This is a genomic window from Chroococcidiopsis cubana SAG 39.79, from assembly GCF_003991895.1.
Lineage (GTDB): Bacteria > Cyanobacteriota > Cyanobacteriia > Cyanobacteriales > Chroococcidiopsidaceae > Chroococcidiopsis > Chroococcidiopsis thermalis.
Map to the genome: position 1 here is coordinate 26,366 of NZ_RSCK01000012.1, position 20,126 is coordinate 46,491.

Genomic DNA, 20,126 nt, shown 5'->3' on the forward strand with positions numbered 1-20,126 from the left:
AACTATGCTATACGAGTCAATAAAATAGCAACTCCAGTGTGAATTTTTTTACGCAAGACTAAGGGCAAAGATTGCGTCAAGTTTTCACAAGTATCAACCCAACTAGGAGTAAGAAAATTTAATAATTTTCCTAGTTTGATATGACCGTTAGTTAATGGATTTGTAAAAATTCTTGTCTCGTGAATCGATAATCCAGCTTGATGAACTATGCTTTCTATCTCATCTAAATGTAATAAAAAGATATGACCGTCTGAATTAGGCTGAAATTGGATTGCTTCAAACTCGCTGGGATCGGGACAATCCGAAAATTTAGGTAGACGATTTTGAAAATATTCGCCATTTGGCGTACTCATGACTATGTGACCTCCAGGCTTCACCATCTGAGCTATTTTCTTCAGAAATAGATCGGGATGAGCAACGTGTTCGATAACTTCAGTAATTAAAATTACATCAAATTCAGCATCAAACCCTAATGTGAAAACATTTCCTGGTTTGTAGCGAATAGTGCCATATTCCCATTTTAGTTTGACGTAATCAACTAATTCTTCTCGTAAATCGTTCCAGGTAACTTCATAGCCGAGTTCTGCCAAAGCCAAACTAAAGTTTCCCTGTGCAGCAGCTACATCTAAAACTTTTGCTCCTGGTCGAGCAACTTTCTGAACTAGCTCTAAAGTATGTTTATATCGATGGGCGTATGCATAACTATATCCGCGATAGCTAGTCTCCCCATACATTTCTAGTAAATCGTATGAATAACTTTGCTTCCAGCTTTCTAACCAGTGATTTTGAAGGGTAATAGTTTTCATATCTCAAACAGTTTTGTTTTTAGTTATTATTAAGTGTTTTCACGTTTGCGAATCTATACTGCCAAAGTAGTACGCTTATCTGTAAGTGGGCAAAATGTTCTAAAAAAGCTTCGTTAATTCCATTTAAATTAAATCTTAAAATTGCCGGAACCGTCTGATTGACAAAACTCCGTAGAGCAAACAAGAAATAATACACGGAATTAATATTTACCAATTCTTCTGCATGAATTGATAAGTAAATAAATGTTGATTCTCGATGTTGTTTAATTTTGTTCCATCCTCCCTTTGCTCTCCAGGGATGGCATACAGAAGCAGCTGGCACAAAAGAAAACTTATATCCATTCTTTAAAAGTCTTAATCTGAAATCTACATCTTCCATTGCAGCGTAGGGAAATCGTTCGTCAAAACCAGATAGAGACTCAAAGAGTTGCTTTTGTACGGCAAAATTACATGACCATAAATAACCACCTGTCTCGTTAATAGGTGAGGTTTCGGCAAGGCTTTGTCTTGGGCGATCGACATAAGTTCGCCCCTCAAAAACGAGATAAGATTGTTGAGTTATCTTAGCTTGGGCATAGGCTGCTAACCACTGAGGATCTGGCAGACAATCATCATCTGTAAAAACTAGCCACTCACCACAGGCGTATTTTGCCCCATTATTACGGTTAGCAGCTGGACCTTTACGGGAACCAGCTACCCATTTTGCCCAAGGATAAAACTCGCGAATCATCTGCTGTGCAGTTGTTTGGAAACCATCATCGGTAACAATGACTTCATACTGCTCAAATGGTAAAGTTTGAATATCAGGTGCTAGACAATGTAGACATTTTGCTAGTAAGTCATTGCGCTGGTATGTAGGTATAATGATAGAAAATAAAGGCATCGAATTCATGCTTTTACTAAGACTTGTAAGGCACGGTTATACTAATTTTGAGCTACACTCTATAATTACAGTCAGAAGCTAAAAATTTGTTGCCTGAAGATTTTTTGTTTTGAGTATGCGATCGCGTCTGATATTTTGACTAAATATCTGCTTCACGTATGACTGAAGTGTCTCAGTCACTATGGTTTTATCAAAATTATCATTTAAAACATTGAAAGCCACTTCTACTATTTTTTTATGTAAGGCTTTATTTTGGATTGTATCTATTAAAAAGCTCTCGATTTCATTAACTCTATTTGTTTCACAGACGAGTCCACAATTCCATTTTTTCAGAAATTGATTGCAAGCAGAGTAATCTGGACCGCAGGCTAAAATTGGTTTACCAGCAGCCATGTAGTCAGTCAATTTAGTTTGCACTGACGAGCGAGTCATGTGTGCGTATTCAGGTAAAAATGATGAAGCCACAAGTAGTAGATCGGCACGCTGGAGATAGCTATTGAGTTCTTGATAGGGAATTATATCGCCATACGTTACTTCCCACTGCTGCCATTTTTCTCTGTATGGATTCCAGAAGCATTTGTCTGTATGTACCACGAGTTCAATATCTTTTCCATCACATCTGAGTTGAAAAATTGCTTCAGCGATCGCTGCCAATGCATCATAGTGCATTGACCAAATGGAGCCAGCATAGACAACTTTAAATGTACCTTCATGAGTTCTTGCTGTATCAGGTGGCTGTTTGTCTGATAAGTCAACAGGGTTATGAACGATTAGCGAACTTTGAGGTTTTATCTGATAGCGATTTGATAGTTCAGTTTGTAATTGTTCGCTAATCATTAACCAACCATCTGCCTGTTTTAAAAGTTGATTAGCCGTTTTTTGAACGCTGTTCGACAACCATCGCGAGTTATCGATCGCTATCCAATCATCCATGAAGTAAATTAAGGATGGACAGTGAAAGTGTTGAGTTAACTTATAACCCATTAGCAAACATAAAGACGTAACTGGACAAATTAAAATAATTTCTGGATCGAATTCCTCTAGTTTTTGTAAATTTGAAATTGGAAACCAGTCGAGTAGTTGTAGATTTATCCAATTGATTAAAGAATTAAGAGATTTTCCTAATCGATTGTGTACTATGGGTAAACGATGTCCAGCAAAGGAAAGTACTTGGCGATCGAATGGCGAACTTGTCGGGTTAGACTCTAATTCGTGTTCGGGACAAAATAACATCAGTAATTCAGCAGGGTAGTTATCAAATAAATTGACAAGAGTTCGATTAACTCCCTTGCCTTCTTGACTTAAAGTCGCTTCAGTAACTAATAAAATGCGCGGTAGATTGTCAACCATAATCCGAGCTATGCAACCTCTTGAAGTCTTGTTGTCCAAGTTGTAACAATTTCTGAAAATATCAATTTCAAGGGTTTTGTAATAGACCAATTAGAGTAGTGATTCTGCATTTTACGGAGATCGCTGTAGTAGCAAATATGATCTCCTTCGCGATTTTTATCTACATACTCGTACTGCATCTGTTTATGAGTTAGCGAAGCCACAAGCTCGAAAGCTTCTAAAATAGAGCAAGTATTATCCTTGCCACCACCTAAGTTATACACTTCACCACAACGGGGTGCTTGGATAAACTCTTCAATGAAACGAGCAACATCGTAGGAGTGAATATTATCTCGTACTTGTTTTCCCTTATATCCGAAAACTTTGTACGTGCGATTTTCTAAATTACATTTCACTAAGTAACTGAGAAATCCGTGCAGTTCTACACCACTATGGTTCGGTCCTGTCAAACATCCACCACGCAGGCAGCAAGTTTTGAGTCCAAAATATCGACCGTACTCTTGAACCATGACATCAGCGGCAACTTTAGAAGCACCAAAAAGAGAATGCTTCGATTGGTCAATGCGGAACGATTCAGGAATACCATACTGATAAGTTGGCTCGGCATATTCCCATCGGGTTTCTAACTCTATCATGGCAATCTCATTCGGTGCATCTCCGTACACTTTGTTAGTAGATAAATGTACGAAAGGAGCTTCCGGCACAAATTGGCGCGTTGCCTCCAACAGATTTAGCGTTCCTACTGCATTGGTATCAAAGTCATCGAAAGGAATTGCCGCTGCTCGGTCGTGACTGGGTTGTGCTGCTGTATGCACGATCGCCTCTGGTCTGAGGCTTTCAATCAGATCCAAAACTCGTTGGCGATCGCGAATATCTATTTCATGATGCACGAAGCCTTTAATCAGAGATTCCAAGCGCTGTTGATTCCAGCGAGTATCTCCTTGAGGTCCAAAGAAAACAGCTCTTTGATTGTTATCAACACCATGAATTGCCCAACCTTGACTCGCAAAATGTAGGCAAACTTCAGATCCAATAAGTCCCGACGATCCAGTTACCAATAATTTCTTCATTCAAAATTATGCCTTTTTGCTCTTTAAGAGACCTTTGGTTTCTAATATAAAAAAGCCTCAGTTTCACCTTGAAACAAGGAGAATAATTTAATATTTTTCAGTTATTTCAACTACTTATAGCCATCCAAATTAATTTGTGAATGTTTCTTGTGTAGAGACGTTAAATGTAACTTCTCTACACAAGCTATATTTACTAAAGCTATATACATTGAAGTCGTAGAGATTGAAAATCTCGCAGAGATATATACTTCAGATGTAAGTGACTTACGTATTGAACGAAATCGTTGATTTAGTCCTTACTCGCTCGATTTACGAATAAACTGTAATTCTTTCTTTTCCGCGTGTCCAACCGCAATTTTACTGATAATTCTATCTGGCGCGATCGCAACCGTAAATCTACTTAAGTAAATGTACGGCAACTGAATTGTATATATCTCAATAAAGTCCTAGCCTACAGAATTGCTGCACGATCGCTGCATCGAAGTACAAGTTAGTAGCGATCGTAGCTAGTGCATTTAGCATCCATATATTAAATTAATGACCTCATAGTCTAGTAGGGTGTGTTATCGCGTCGCGTAACGCACCCTACGTATATTTCTACGCTTCCATAATGTTACGTCTTTTCCCTCAATCCCTTTATACAATCGAACTCGTACAACCTACCAAGCTACTTTCTTTACAGTTTATTTAACATTTAGCTTTGCTTCTTCACCATTTTTTGCTTTACAAGTCAGTTTTTTAGTATTTAATGTAACTATCACTAGCAGTAAAAACACTGAAGGTAAAAATGATATTTTTCTATTTTAGATAAAAAATATACCTCTATAATTTCAAGCTATTGACTTCCATGAGGAAGGGGTTGCAATCTTCTCAATACATTTATCTCTGTATAGTTTGCATGAAGTTTATTTACGCGATCGCCGAATCATTAATAGGGCTTTCTTAGCACAGTTAGACGAAATCAAAACGAATATTTTGCAAGCGCAAAGATAAGGTTTCTGAATTAAGAAATTACATTTGCGATTGTGGCAAGAAGCATTATGTATCGATTGCCAAAAAATAATTTAGTACCGTCGCTTACTCCTTGAAACATAGAGATTTCAAGTCAAAGATGAGGAGGTTGTAAGTACTGAATTATTTTCAACGATATCTCCATTAGCTTTAAGTTTAAATTCTGCAAGCGACCTAGCATTAAATGCCTGCTAAGTAGGCAAGCTTTGCCGTGGGAACTAAGAAAAAACAGACGAACAATTCTGTTTAACCTATTTATTTCTATTCATATTTGTAATTTGGTAAGGATTCCAATGAAACGACAACTCAAGTATTTCACATTATCTCTATGCACATTTCTCCTGAGCGCAGGTCAAGCATCTGTACTCATGACAACACTACCCTTGCCAGGGTTACAAACATCAGCTGCTGTTGCTGCGCCATCACCTAACGCAGAACCCGGTGGACCGATCCTAGTCATTACAACGACTTCCGACCCTTTCAGCAAATACTACACCGAGATTCTGCGAAATGAAGGGCTGAATACATTCAGCGTCAGCGATATTTCTTCAGTTTCCTCAGAGATGCTTGCTAACTACGACGTAGTTATCCTTGCCAAAATGACTCTTAGTCCTGCTCAAGTAACGATGTTGAGTAACTGGGCAGCTAGTGGAGGTAATTTGATTGCAATGCGTCCTGACAAGCAGCTTAGTAATTTGCTTGGTATTACTGATGCAACCTCCACACTCTCAAACGGTTACTTACGCGTAGACACGTCAAAAGCCCCTGGTAGTGGCATCGTTAACCAAACTATCCAGTTCCACGACACTGCCGATCGCTACACTCTCAACGGTGCTACCAGTATCGCCAATCTTTATACAAATGCAACGACTGCAACTTCTAACCCAGCAATAACTTTGCGTAGTGTTGGTAGTAGTGGTGGTCAGGTTGCTGCATTTACCTACGACTTAGCGCGTTCGATCGTCTACACTCGGCAAGGAAATCCCGCTTGGGCTGGACAAGAGCGCGATGGGATGCCACTGATTCGCTCCAGTGACTTGTTTTTTGGTGCTGCCAGCAACGATCCTCAACCAGACTGGATCGATTTAAACAAGGTTGCTATTCCACAAGCCGACGAACAACAGCGCTTGCTAGCAAACTTGATCCTGACGATGAACCTAGATAAAAAACCCCTACCCCGTTTCTGGTATTTTCCGCATGGTAAGAAAGCAGTTGTGCTGATGACTGGTGACGACCATGCCAACGGAGGGACAATAGCTCGATTCAACCAATACAAAGCTATGAGTCCAGCTGGTTGCTCTGTAGAAGATTGGGAATGCGTTCGCGGCACTTCATATATCTTTCTCAATACACCAATAACTAATGCGCAGGCAAGTGCTTTCACTGCTGATGGTTTTGAAGTAGGGTTACACGTCAACACTAACTGTGCGAATTATACGCCTACCTCACTTGAGACTTTCTACGCACAGCAGCATAGGACATTCAGTAACCTTTTTCCGAGCGTGCCTGTCTCACCAACCCAACGACATCACTGTATTGCTTGGAGTGACTGGGCTAGCGGGTTCAAAGTAGAGCTGAATCATGGAATAAGGCTCGATACTAACTACTACTTCTGGCCGCCTAATTGGGTAGGCAATCGCCCAGGATTTATGACTGGTAGTGGTATGCCGATGCGCGTTGCAGATCTAGACGGGACATTTATTGACGTATATCAAGCAGCTACACAGATGACCGATGAGTCGGGACAGCAATATCCTTTCACAGTCGATACTCTACTCGATCGCGCCCTTGGAGCAGAGGGATACTATGGTGTCTTTACTGTCAACGCCCATACTGATAGCAACATCTCAGCCGTTTCTGATGCAGTAGTTGCCTCAGCACAAGCCCGTGGTGTACCGATTGTTTCTGCTCGTCAAATGTTGACCTGGCTTGATGGTCGTAACAGTTCCTCATTTAGCGGGTTGGTATGGAATAACAATACTTTAAGCTTTGCGATCGCCCCAGGTACAGGTGCAAGAGGATTGCAAGCAATGATTCCATTGAGAGCGGCTGCTGGAACAGTTGCCAGCATTACGCTTAATGGTACTCCAGTGAGTTACACAACCCAGCAGATCAAAGGTATTGAGTACGCCTTATTCTCAGCTGCTAGTGGAAATTACGTTGCTACGTATACTACAGACACGACTCCACCCAGTATTAATTCTACTTCTCCCAGCAACGGCGAAACAAACGTCAGCCTTGGATCGAGTTTCACAGCTACCTTTAGCGAGGCAATCGACCCAGCAACAATTAATGCAGATACTTTTGCATTACGAGATTCCACCAATGCGATCGTACCCGCTAGCGTCACCTACAACGCCGCGACCCGCACCGCTACATTGCAACCCAGCAGTTCGCTGCTGGCGGGGAAAACATATACTGCTACCGTTATGGGTGGGACGAGTCAAGTTCGCGTTCAAGATTTAGCAAATAACTCTCTAGCTGCTAGCTTTACTTGGTCTTTCACCACCACAACATCGAGTTCATACAGGCTATGGAATGACACGGCAACGCCTACCACAGCATCTGCTCCTGACGCTCAAGCTGTGGAATTAGGAGTCAAGTTCAAGTCCGATCTCAACGGTTATATCACTGGCATCCGCTTCTACAAAGGCAGTGGCAATACCGGGACGCACGTTGGCAACCTCTGGACGAGTACGGGACAGCTACTAGCAACAGCAACATTTAGCAACGAAACTGCTAGCGGTTGGCAACAAGTTAACTTTTCTCAACCAGTAGCAATTAACGCCAACACCGTATACGTCGCCTCCTACCACACCAGCAGCGGTCGTTACGCCATCAACGAAGGCTATTTTGCTACTGCTAGCGTCGATAATCCACCATTACGTTTTCTGCGCGATGGCGAGAGTGGCGGGAATGGAGTCTATAAGTACGGTACAACTGGCTTCCCCATCAACACCTATCGCGCTAGCAACTACTGGGTTGATGTCACCTTTACCACCAATGCTACCAATCCCACTCCACCAGTTACAGATACAACTGCGCCCAGTGTCAGTGCGACTTCTCCTGGCAACAGCGCGACTAATGTGAGTACTAGCACGAGCATCGCTGCAACTTTTAGCGAAGCGCTCGACCCGGCAACGATAAATCCCAATACTTTTGTGTTGCAGGATGCCAATAACGCGCTCGTCCCTGCCACTGTCACCTACGATGCCGCTAGCCGCACCGCTACACTGCAACCGAGCAATCTACTGGCAACTGGTGCAACCTATCGCGCTACCCTCAGAGGTGGGACAACTCAACCACGGGTACAAGACCTAGCAGGTAACGCCTTAGCAACAAACTCTACTTGGTCTTTCACCACCGCAGCCGCAGCATCGACTTCTGCTTATAGTATTTGGAGTTCTAATGCAATGCCTATTGTGGTAGCCGACTCCGATACCGCAGCCGTGGAACTCGGCATTAAGTTTAGAACAGATGTCAGCGGCTATATCACTGGCATTCGATTCTACAAGAGTACTGGAAATACGGGCGTACATACTGGTAAGTTGTGGACTAGCAGCGGACAACAACTAGCAACGGCAACATTTACCAACGAAACTGCTTCAGGTTGGCAGCAAGTCAACTTCGATCGCCCCGTAGCAATTAGCGCCAATACTGTCTATGTTGCTTCTTATCACACCAATGTCGGGCGCTACTCTAGTGATGAGAATTACTTTGCTGTTTCTGGCGCTGACAATGGACCGTTACACTTTCTAGTCAATGGAGCCAGCGGCGGCAATGGAGTTTACAAATACGGCTCCAGTGGTTTCCCCAACCAAACATATAAGGCAAGTAACTACTGGGTTGATGTTGTTTTTACTCCCAATAACTAAATCCTATCTGGGCAGTTATCGTTTCACGCTTTTCTAATCCAGAGTAATTCTCGATTGCGTGCGTGACATTTGTAGGGGCGCACGGCTGTGCGCCCCTACAAACCGTTTGTTTTACCCAATTAAAAACTGCTATCAAAACTTCCTTTCAAGCGATCGCATTCCTCCTTGAGTAAATGCGATCGCTTTTACTTTGCAATAACAAACTTGCCAGATTTCAGAATGTAGTTAACTGTTACAGTTGCAGGAATTCTTGGATAGCAGACCAACGAGCCTCAAAAGTATGGCACGCTTGCATTAAGGTGAGGGCATTGCTGCGGAGGCGATCGAGTTCGCCAGGGATACTATAAAGGCGTACTAGTGCTTCTGCCATTAAGTCGGGGCGATATCGAGGTACGAGGATACTATTGAAGTTGTCTTGGATCGTTTCGCGGTTGCCAATAATGTCAAACGCAATGACAATACATCCAGTGGCGAGGGTTTCAATTACAGTTCTAGGACAGCCTTCTCCCCACAAGAGATCCTTACCAATATTCATACTGAGGAAAACTTCGCAAGAACGCATCCCAGCAAGAACCTCTGCTTCAATGCCCTGAATTCGCTGAAATTCTAAGTCGAGACCCTTCGCTCGAATGGCTTCTTGTATAACTGTGAGATAGGCTTCTGTGTGAGAACCTTCAACCATGTAGCCAATGCGACGAGGTTGCCGTTGCTCTGGAGTCGGAAACCAAAGGGTGCGATCGATCAAATTAGGCAAAAGGGTACAGGCACGCTGGAAGTGAGCCATGTGCCAAGCCTGAATCGTGCGGGAAATAGCAGCTACACCTTTAAGTTTGCCTTGATACAGCTCTGCCAAGGCAGCAAAATCTTGATGCTCGGTAATTGCTAGCTCCATATCCCAAAAGTAAATCTGCTGGCTGGGTTGTATGAAAGCTTTAGCACCTGCAAGGGAAGTCACGCAGCGTACATTCTGAGCCGACTTAAGTTTCTCCTGATATTCAGCTATGGAAAGATGAGGTTGACTATCGAGCAACCAAGGTTCGTAGCTACCGTCATAGGTAACCATGTAAGCTTCGTAGCCTTTTTGACGCAGCAGTTTCACTAGCAGATCGAGTTCTTTAGTGCCACCACAAAATTTTAAGTTGCCTTGGAAACTAGCATCGATACAATAGGAAGCAAAAATAATCGGTTTGCTCACTGGAGTTGCCAGTTGTTGGATTGGTGACTCGTCTGAGATATAAGGGATAGTATTTTCTGGAGCCTTGACAATACCAAGTTTCATTCCAAGACGTTTCATGTTGGCATGAATGCCAGTGAAGCGAAGGAGATTGCTGACTTGATGAATTAATCCGCCACGTAAATCCTCAAAGAAATAGGGGATGGAACGGGCAATTGCAAGTTTGATCCGAGTACTGCCATTACGAGTACGCCAATATGTCCACATAATTTAGGAAAAATTTTTATCTTCAGGGTTTAGAAATTTGAATGGGAAGATATTGGCAAAGCTACTTTTTAATTGAAATACTCCATTTTTGTAAGCGGCGGTAGTAGTGCCAGTAAAACCATTCCGGTAGTAAGACGTTAAGTCGTCCAAAACCATGCTGCTTGACGAGTTCAACCCAACTATAGAAACGCTGCTTTAAAGGCATTAGTCTCAGGCGAGATTGAATGATTTCTTCAATTTCAATGTCTCTTGAGCTAAAAACTTTTTGCAAAAAAACATCTGGCTCGCCGACAAACATTCGATCTGTCGTTGGAAGTGATGTTACAGTTAACCCAGGCACAGTTGTTGCACGACAGTACACATCTTCTAAGTAGCGCTGCCAATGACTCCCCACGTGTCTCTCTATAATTGTTTGTCGAGTAGCTTCCCCAAGAGATAGCCGAAATTCTTCATCTTCAACCAAGCGGGATAGCACTGTCGTGTACTCTGGAAGATTGCGTGCAAGGATCAGCTTGTCAGTCAAACCTGGTGCATCAGCACTCAGTATTTTGGACGCATGAGAGTAGGGATAGCGGCTGACCAGAGGCGTACCATAGCTTCCTGCTTCCAATAGCGATGTAATCGAGACGAAAGGAAATGAATCAACATAAATATCGGCAGCTTGGTAGAATACGGCAGTATCTTCGCGCTGCCCGAAAACTTTAATTCTCCCCTGCGATCGCTGGATAGCTGCCGACCATTCCTCGGGATCGACTGGACCAATTACGATTAGAATCGCTCGGTCGTATTTTTCCAATAATGGGACGTGTGCATCCGCAAAGCTAACCCCATCAATCGTTCTGTACTTAAGCGACCTAGCGATAGAGAGCAAGACAATGCTGTCTTCAGCAAAACCAAGTTGTCGTTTAGCCTCCGCGCGGGAAAGCATTCTTTGGATGGGATTTAAAATAATCGGTAGGATAGCGGTGCGATCGCTCGCTATGCCTCTACGCTCTTGTGATAGATGCATACCAGATTCGCGAAGATTAGCTACCACATCGCTGATACTCACTCCTTGCCAAAAGCAGTGATCGCCGTAATCTACAAAGACAATTGGTGGAGATTGTTCTCTATTTGCAAATGCAATTGTTGGAATCACGTCGTAACTCCATATATGCAGTACGACCAGATCCGCTGATGCAGCAATTTCGCATAGTCTTTTCGCCCAAGAGACAAGGTTGCCGATGCTCTTGTCTAGCACGTATATTCTACCCTGGCTATTATTTACGGCATCCTTCAAAAATTTAGGAACCTCGTGCAGTCCCTGCCGCGTTAATACAAGCGAGTGGGAACGCTCGGTATCTTGCCCAATCCAGCGCCAAAGCATTCTAGAATGTCCGCCAATGCCCATGACAGCAGTGGAAACATGCAATATGTTTCTTGGTGCTTTATTGCATGAGAAATTTTTATTCAGAGTAACGTCGATCGGTATAGTTTGTCGTCCGATTGTCAAGAGAATTTGCTCTAGCTCAGGGCTAACAAAAAGACCGCAGTGTTGCTCAGTGGCATATAAGGCTGCAATCTCTGCATACACTGCTGCTGCGTGATATTCACCCCTTTGGACAAAGTCTCTCGCTTGAGCAACTAGGTTGCGAAATACCTCGAAATTTTGTGGAATCAGGCGGCTACCTTCTTCTTGCCAAAGATTGAGTGTATCGCTAGCTATCCTCTCCATACAATACTCTTTGCGATCTCCTGCTATTCTTTCCTATAATTACAATCAAGCCTGACAAGCAGTTTTCAAAACCGCGATCGCCCGATCTTGTTCCGACTCAGTCATCTGATGAAAAAGTGGCAAAACAATAGTCCGATCTTGAGCTTGTTCGCTTTCGATGAGGCGATCGCCACCACAAGACCAAGCCTCAATTTGATATGCCGCTTCGCGGTGAGCGCACATAATCCCGCGTCGCGTGGAAATGCCAGCATCAAGCATCATCTGCATGACTTGTACCTGGTTGCATTCCTTTGGCAGACGGACACAGTAACCCTGCCAATTACTTTGCGCCCAAACTGGCTCTGTTGGTAATTTCAATCCCCGCACAGCCGCCAGCTTTTCTCGATATTGCTCTGCCAACAACCGACGGCGTGCGACGATCTCCGGCAAGCGCTTGAGCTGTTCCCGTCCCACTGCTGCTTGGATATCAGTCATCCGGTAGTTGTAGCCCAACATCGGGTAAGTCTCGAAAATCACTTGTTTCGCACCGTGGCGCACCGTGTCAGAAACACTCATGCCATGTTGTCGCCACAGACGAAACTGTTTGTCCCATTTAGGATTGCTGGTGGTTAGCATTCCACCATCACCGGTCGTAATTACCTTGCGGGGATGGAAGGAAAAACAGGCAATATCGCCGTGGGGTTTGCCGATTTTTTCCCACTGTCCTTCCCAGAGAATTTCACTACCAATGGCGCAGGCTGCATCTTCAATAACTGGCAAATTGTAGCGCCGCGCAACCTCCACAATCGCTTTGAGGTCGCAAGGCATTCCCATTTGGTGGACGACCAGAATCGCGCGGGTGCGATCGCTCACGACTGCTTCGATTAAAGTGGGATTAATGTTGTAAGTGTGCGGCTCGATATCGACAAATACGGGGATCGCGCCGCAATAGCGAATGCTATTCGCAGTGGCAATATAAGAATGACTGACGGTAATTACCTCATCCCCAGGCTGCACGCCTACGGCTAACAGAGCTAGATGCAATGCCGTGGTGCAATTAGAAACCGCACAAGCAGACTTTGCCCCTACATAAGTTGCAAATTCCTGCTCGAAAGCGGCGACTTCGGGTCCTTGCGTTACCCAACCGGACATAATCGCTTGCTTAGCGGCATCTGCCTCGGCTTCACCCATCCAAGGTTTGGCAATTGGAATATTCTGCATCTGCTCAGACATGGCATATTTCCTTTGCTTGTTTTTCATCGCGCCACCATTTGACTAGCTGATGCAACCCCTCTTCCAGTGAAACCTTTGCCTCAAAACCCAGCAATTCTCTTGCTTTGCTCGGATCTGCTAGTCGGCGCTGTACGGGGTTGACTTTGCGTTCTGCACCATACTCTGGCTGCAAATCCGATCCCATCACTCTAGCCAAACTGTAAGCAAGGTCGTTCAAACTGCTTTCTACACCGCTAGCAATGTTAAAGACTTCATCCGTCACATTGGCTTGGGCAGCTAAAATGTTGGCTCTGGCAATATCTTCGATATAGACGAAATCCATTGTCTGCTCGCCATCACCAAAAATCAGTGGTGGCTGACCTGCGGCAATGCGTTCCATCCAGCGAATCAGTACCTCGGTGTAAACACCATAAATATCCATGCGCGGACCGTAAACGTTGAAGTAGCGTAATGCTACGTAATCCAACCCGTACATGTCGTAGAAGCTGCGTAACAGTCCTTCGTTAAATGTCTTGGCTGCACCGTAAATCGTGCGGTTGTTGTAGGGATGGTGCGCTTCTGTGGTAGGAAATGCTTCTGCCATGCCATAGATTGAAGCTGAGGAGGCGGCGACTACCTTTTTGACTCCAGCATTCACCGCCGCTTCTAGGACGTTGAAAGTCCCATTGGCAAGAACTTCCATTGCTAGGCGCGGTTCTTGAGCGCATTGCGTGATGCGAATCGCTGCCTGGTGGAAGACGAGATCGACACCTTGCATCACATCGGCAAGCAGTTGGCGATCGCGAATGTCACCTTCGACAATCTTCACCGAACCACGCTCTAGTGACGATCGCAGATTTTGCCGATCGCCGCGCGTAAAGTTATCAAGCACGACGATTTCAGCTACTCCCTGCTCAACTAATAAGTCAGCAATGTGAGAACCTACTAAACCAGCTCCGCCCGTAATTAGTACTTTGTCAACCTGCATTTTGCTAAAAACCTAGTAGAGTACTTGTGAGATTGCAACTTTAACTCGGAAGCGATCGCAGTGTAGTCCGACCGTCTCGTCTAATGGCGATCTCTGCTCGTAAATAACTTTGTTGTATTCAATCAGAAACTCCAGCACCAGCCAGCTACATTGCTAAACTCCGTAGCTACTTGCATGTTTTGCTAAGTCTTCTGATGATTCGTATCCATCACGCCAGCGAACAAAACGAGCTGGAACGCCAGTAACAATTGCAAATGGTGGTACGTTCTTGGTAACAACTGCGCTTGCACCAACAATGCTACCTTTGCCAATTGTGACTCCAGGCAAAACAACCGCATTCATACCAATATCGGCTCCAGCTTCAATTTTGACTGATTTGATTTCTAGGTCTGTTTGAATAATGGGAACGTCAACGGGTAATCCAGTATGGGTTGAACCTAGAACTTTTGCACCTGGTCCCCACCCAACATTGTCTTCAATTATTAAGTCACGCGCATCAAAATAGCTTTGGGGACCGATCCAAACTTGGTTACCAATTACGCACCTACCATCAAATCGTCCTTGAATGTAACTTTGCGATCCAATAAACACGCGATCGCCAATCTCAAACGTTTCTAAATGTTTGAAGCCTACTCCACTACCAATCCGAACTCCATGTCCAAATCGCTGCGCTACCGCTCGCCAAATAGCTCGTCGCATCAGTCCATCAAAATCTCCATCGCCGATCGCAAAGCGCGAGTGCAGCTCAAGCAATCCCTTTTGTCCATACTGGTTGAGGAGATATTCTGCCAATCCAATTTCAAAATCAGGATCTGGCTGAAAGTCTTTCAAGCCATGAACGGCTTGGACAGTTCTTATCCTATCTAGTTCAAACATTGTCTTCCTCAACTATTTCCTTACTAGCTCTAGGATCGCGGCAAACATAGTACAGACGACCTGTATTGTATAAGTTTTGCCGTTCGCGAAAATTGTCAAGTATCAGACATATTCAGCAATCACCGCATTGATAATTTGGGTTTGTGAATCTGCGCTCAATTCTGCATACATTGGTAATGACAACACTTCCTTTGATGCCGCTTCTGAGTGAGGAAACGCGCCAGCTCGATAACCCAGGTCGGCATAAGCTGGTTGCAGGTGTACGGGAATGGGGTAGTGAATGCCTGTTTGAATCCCTTTCTCTTGCAGCTTTTGTTGTAAAGTGTCCCGTTGCTGCGATCGCACGGCATAGACATGGTAAACGTGATGGCTGTAAGGCATCGCCGTCGGAGTTTTCACACCTGCATTTGCTAGCGGTTTGTCATATCGTGCGGCGTGCGCTCTGCGTGCCTCTGTCCAGGCATCTAAATGGTGTAACTTCACCCGCAAGATCGCTCCCTGGATGCCATCCATGCGGTAGTTGTATCCCTTAAAGACATGGTGATACTTGCGTTCTTGTCCCCAGTCGCGCAGCATCCGCATTTTGCGCTCGTATTCGGGATTGTTGGTGACGACCATACCACCTTCACCACATGCCCCTAAGTTCTTCCCGGGATAAAAGCTGAAACAACCAATGTCGCCAAGACTACCAACTCGCTGTCCTTTGTACTCGGCTCTGTGTGCCTGTGCTGCATCTTCAATCACTACGAGACCGTGACGGCGAGCGATGTCGAGAATCGGTTCCATGTCTGCTGGTTGACCGTACAGATGCACTGGTAGGATCGCTTTGGTGCGCTCGGTGATTGCCGCTTCAATCTGGGTTACGTCCATCGTGTATGACACGGGATCGATATCGACGAAGACAGGTTTAGCTCCGGTGTAACAAATGGCGGCTGTGGTAGCAACGAAAGTAAAAGGCACGGTAATCACTTCGTCACCCGCACCAATTCCAGCGGCTAATAATGCCAGGTGGAGAGCGCTAGTGCCTGTATTGACAGCAATACCAGAATCGGCATTACAGTAATGAGCAAATTCTTCTTCGAGAGCAACAACTTCGCTGCCTAGCACAAATTGCGTACTTTCTAGAGCTTTGATGACAGCCGTATCGATTTCGTCTTTAATGCTCAAGTACTGTGCTTTTAGGTCTACAAATGGAATCATACTGCTACCTCCGTTGTGTTTAATTCAATTAATCGCCCTTGCCGCTTGATGGACTGAGTAGCAGCCTCCAGAATTTTCACGACTCGCAATCCTGCTTCCCCATCAGAGATCGGGCGATCGCCTTGCTGAATACAATCAATAAAGTGCATTCCTTCTGTCCGTATTGCCTCTGTCATATCCAGGTGCGGAGCCCACATATCTCCTGCACGGTAGCCAATGAGCATTTGATATACGCTTTCGGCAGAGTTGCTATTGAGGGTAATTCCCTTGTCGTAAATCTTCACCTTCTCGCTCGGTTCTAAGTCATCGTAGACAATCATGCGCTGACTACCACCAATTAACGTACGGCGAACTTTGACTGGTGCTAACCAATTGACGTGGAGATGAGCCATTAAGTTGTTTTCAAAAAATAACGTTAAGTAGGCAATATTTTCTGGTTCTCTGGGGACGTGGCTGATCCCTGTGGCAGAGACAGCATAAGGTTTGTATGGCAGTAGATAGTCCATAATCGAAAGGTCGTGAACTGCCAGATCCCACAATACGTTCACGTCATGCTGAAACAGTCCAAGGTTAACGCGCACCGAATCGTAGTAATAAATCTCGCCTACAACCTTAGTTGTAATCAGATCGTGCATCTTGCGAACAGCACCCGTGTAAACAAAGGTGTGATCTACCATCAACACTAGGTTGCGCCGTTGAGCTTCCTCAATTAACCTCATTGCCTGTTCGGAAGAGGTCGTCATCGGTTTCTCTACCAGGACGTGCTTGCCAGCTTGCAATGCGGCTAGAGCTAAATCGAAGTGAGTGGAAACTGGTGTGGCGATCGCCACGGCATCGATCTTTGGATCTTTTAATATGTCTCGATAATCGGTCGTGACTTTCAAGGTAGGATACCGTGTCTGCGCTTTTGCCAGCAATTCTGGTTTAAAATCACTCACAGTTCTTACCTGCGCTCCTGGGATTTCAGAGAAATTTCTCACCAAGTTAGGACCCCAGTAACCATAGCCAATTACACCTATAGAGATCGCATCTTTCATTATTGTTACCTAACCAATTTTTCAACTAATTAACAAGTGCTGTAATTCACGTATAGTCAAAATGACTTTTTTTCTCGTCGCGATCGCATACAACTTTGAAGTAGAATCAAACTCATAATTCGTCCAAGATAGTTACTATATTTTTTCGCATTCCAAATCACTCAAGCGATCGGCATCTATTGCAGTCAGTAGTGTTCTAGCGCGATCGGTTTTCTTTAAAATGGCATATCCATTTCTGAGAAAAAGATTTTGAGCAACTATGGTATAGCCCGATTGTGCTAGCAATCTATGGAGTAAGTTGTGATTAGATAAGGAGTTGATACTGTCAATTACAACAAACTTAGCTCCATAAATCTCATCGAATTCAGTAGAGATATCAAATTTAAGATTACCAACTAATACCATGTCAAAATAGTTAACTTGCTTTTCTTGCTTAATAGTTTTAATGGTATTTTTAGCAGGTTTTATAGCATTTGAACTTTCATTATTTTGACGTAAGGCATTCAATAAAAGTTTGCGATCGTTTTTATTTGACTTTTTTTGAAAAATAGCAAACCTTGAAGGTTCTTCCGTATCAAATGTATTTTCTCGATCGATTAAAACATTATAAAATTCAATTGGAGAGTCATGTAAATATCGCCTCTGTAATTTTTGAAATTTTGTCGTATGTAAATCGACACAAAATATTTTTATTTTATTCAGATTTTCTTGTATTCCTGCAAACAAAATCTCAGTTATTTTTAATTTAGTAAATGCACCGATCGCTAAAAACGTTTTGATGTTCTCCTCCTGTATCAGTTTTTTAATTACAGAGACAAACTCGTCATTTTGAAATCTTGATAAACGATAAGGTAGAAAATAGCCAAGCGATTTTTCTACAACGTTTAATAATCGAACTCTTTTTGGTCTTAACTTAAACTTTAGTTTTGATATCAGCCGTCTAGCAAATCGAAAATCAATATAATTTTGAGTAGGTAATAAATTATTATACTTTCTCAGTTTCAGTCTAAGAAAGAGATTCAATGAATTATTAAAAATACATCTGAGCTTCAACGATTCTTCTTTAAAAAATCGCTCTTTTGAACCAGGTACATTATTCAGTTTTGCTGCAAAAGTCAACTGCTGGCAAGCTGTTAGCATGGTACAAACATTAGTAACCCAGTCGCTAAAGCTCCACTTCGGTAATTGGTGAACGCTAATTCGATAGTTTGACAAATTATTGTCAGGTATGGCAATTTGTTTCTCTGAATTATTTAAAACCTCAATTGCCCAACGCACGCGATCTAGTTCGGGATGGTTAAGGGAGGGAAACTGATTAACACGTTCTTTCGCCTCGCTTAGCTTTCCTTGGCAAAGGAGGATAATAATCAGGTAAGCCCACTCTACTGGATCGGGTTCTGAAGCTTTGTTTAAAATTAGTATGCATTCAATTGGTTGTAGAATCCACGAGAGTGCCTGCTGAGCATTTCCTTTATAAAGGCTACATATTGCCAAACGTAATTTTGGTTCAGGTAGCATTTGGATTAAAGAATTTAGGCAGCACAAATATAGAGATTCTGCTTCATCATATTGACCCGTCCAGAGCTTTTCATCTCCTTGGTATAAAAGAATTTTATCTAATGTGTTACTAATAATATGAGCATTTTTGATTCCTGAATTTTCCTCTACAAGAGTCAGCGAACCGAAGGGATTATTTTGAACGATCTTTTGACCAGGCTTAATTATTTTATTTAGATTAAACCATTGAAAGATTTGATCTCGCTGTTTGAAGGTATGGTGAGAGTGAACTAGTTGATAGCCTGCATTAGTAATTCTTTCAAGTTCTTCTAGGTTTTGAAATAGGTAATCAATTTTATCTAACACATCAGTTTCGTCAGCAAAGACACAATTTTGCATATCGACGAAACCAGCAGCTTCTAAAGCTGGAGTTTTTTCTGTAATTAGACAAGATTTACATGCGGGAATTTCAAAATGTTTGCGCACAACCTCTTTAACTATTGTGCCGCAAGCTGGTACAAACCAAGAGGCATTGATCGTGCGTGCGTACTGCTGACCGTAAAGCATTCGGAATGCTGTTTTCTCTTCATATCCAAAGTGCGGACTGATCAAGGATGGATAAGCTTGAGATACAACCTTCAAAATTTGTTGTCGCCAAGGATAAAAAGAACTGTTACTGCCTGTAAAAAGCACTGGTATAGTTTTAGGACATTCATAGTCTCGATATAAATTGGGGTCGATAAAATTAGACCATGTAAATATGCGATCGCCAAGTTCGGGCATATACTCAGCAGAACGTACAGATAGACTGAATAATGTTTGTATACCCCAATTATCTATATCAGAAATAAAAGCGGATCGAGCCTCACAAAAACAATCTGCATGATAAAAACCCAATTTAGGTATTTCTGGATAAACAGAAGTATTTTGAATATTTAGACGAGTATATCCCCAAGCCGATATGCCAATTTCAAAAAGCGTAACTTCCGGTTGATACCGATCGCAAATTTCTTGGTAGTCGCAGTCTTCATTAATTACAGTGACATCAAAGAATTCAGCTAAACAATTAACTTGTTGTTGATAGTGCAACCGCACAAATTTAGCTATATGTTCGTATCTTCTTTGAAAATATACGAGTTTCGGTTTATTTGCTAACTCGGTAATAGCATTCATTAAAAGTGTCTCTC

The 20,126-nt window shown here is 43.2% G+C and carries 13 protein-coding genes; 1 reads left to right on the forward strand and 12 read right to left on the reverse strand.

Translation table 11 applies throughout. The features are described from left to right. Positions 1-2: 2 nt before the first annotated feature. The 4 genes from DSM107010_RS10330 to DSM107010_RS10345 all read right to left on the reverse strand — a co-directional run bounded on the left by DSM107010_RS10330 (position 3) and on the right by DSM107010_RS10345 (position 4,109). On the reverse strand, positions 3-806 hold the full coding sequence (locus tag DSM107010_RS10330) for a class I SAM-dependent methyltransferase (protein WP_106166830.1): 804 nt from the start codon (positions 804-806) through the stop codon (positions 3-5). Between the two features lie 19 nt (positions 807-825). Beyond that, positions 826-1,698 (reverse strand): glycosyltransferase family 2 protein, encoded by an 873-nt coding sequence (locus tag DSM107010_RS10335; RefSeq protein ID WP_106166829.1) that lies wholly within the window; start codon positions 1,696-1,698, stop codon positions 826-828. Between the two features lie 69 nt (positions 1,699-1,767). Beyond that, positions 1,768-3,039: a glycosyltransferase gene (locus DSM107010_RS10340; protein ID WP_127022903.1), complete on the reverse strand. Its 1,272-nt coding sequence runs from the start codon at positions 3,037-3,039 to the stop codon at positions 1,768-1,770. A gap of 8 nt (positions 3,040-3,047) precedes the next feature. Beyond that, complete coding sequence (locus tag DSM107010_RS10345; protein WP_106166828.1) at positions 3,048-4,109, reverse strand: NAD-dependent epimerase/dehydratase family protein; 1,062 nt, start codon at positions 4,107-4,109, stop codon at positions 3,048-3,050. A 1,304-nt stretch (positions 4,110-5,413) separates the two neighbouring features. Between DSM107010_RS10345 and DSM107010_RS10350 the strand changes: the two genes are divergently transcribed. Then, the gene (locus tag DSM107010_RS10350) at positions 5,414-8,995 is read left to right on the forward strand and encodes a DUF4082 domain-containing protein (RefSeq protein ID WP_106166827.1); all 3,582 of its coding nucleotides are present in this window, start codon (positions 5,414-5,416) and stop codon (positions 8,993-8,995) included. A gap of 232 nt (positions 8,996-9,227) precedes the next feature. On the opposite strand, the gene DSM107010_RS10355 is transcribed toward DSM107010_RS10350, so the two are convergent. From DSM107010_RS10355 to DSM107010_RS10390, 8 genes are all read right to left on the reverse strand, one after another. Beyond that, a complete protein-coding gene (locus DSM107010_RS10355; protein WP_127022906.1) occupies positions 9,228-10,436 on the reverse strand; it encodes a glycosyltransferase in 1,209 nt (402 codons plus the stop codon). A 61-nt stretch (positions 10,437-10,497) separates the two neighbouring features. Next, positions 10,498-12,150 (reverse strand): glycosyltransferase, encoded by a 1,653-nt coding sequence (locus DSM107010_RS10360; RefSeq protein WP_106166825.1) that lies wholly within the window; start codon positions 12,148-12,150, stop codon positions 10,498-10,500. A gap of 45 nt (positions 12,151-12,195) precedes the next feature. Then, entirely contained in the window at positions 12,196-13,362 is a 1,167-nt protein-coding gene (locus DSM107010_RS10365) for a DegT/DnrJ/EryC1/StrS family aminotransferase (protein WP_127022909.1), read from the reverse strand. After that, positions 13,355-14,329: an SDR family NAD(P)-dependent oxidoreductase gene (locus tag DSM107010_RS10370; protein ID WP_106166771.1), complete on the reverse strand. Its 975-nt coding sequence runs from the start codon at positions 14,327-14,329 to the stop codon at positions 13,355-13,357. The genes DSM107010_RS10365 and DSM107010_RS10370 overlap by 8 nt, the downstream gene beginning before the upstream one ends. 153 nt (positions 14,330-14,482) lie before the next feature. After that, entirely contained in the window at positions 14,483-15,205 is a 723-nt protein-coding gene (locus tag DSM107010_RS10375; RefSeq protein WP_106166770.1) for an acyltransferase, read from the reverse strand. Positions 15,206-15,307: 102 nt separating this feature from the next. Then, positions 15,308-16,405, reverse strand: a complete 1,098-nt coding sequence (locus DSM107010_RS10380) for a DegT/DnrJ/EryC1/StrS family aminotransferase (protein ID WP_106166769.1) — start codon at positions 16,403-16,405, stop codon at positions 15,308-15,310. Continuing rightward, positions 16,402-17,442 carry a Gfo/Idh/MocA family protein gene (locus tag DSM107010_RS10385; protein WP_106166768.1) on the reverse strand — a complete coding sequence of 347 codons (1,041 nt, stop codon included), beginning with the start codon at positions 17,440-17,442 and terminating at the stop codon, positions 16,402-16,404. The genes DSM107010_RS10380 and DSM107010_RS10385 overlap by 4 nt, the downstream gene beginning before the upstream one ends. 135 nt (positions 17,443-17,577) lie before the next feature. Further along, positions 17,578-20,112, reverse strand: coding sequence for a glycosyltransferase family protein (locus DSM107010_RS10390; protein ID WP_106166767.1), 2,535 nt, complete (start codon positions 20,110-20,112; stop codon positions 17,578-17,580). Positions 20,113-20,126 lie beyond the last annotated feature (14 nt).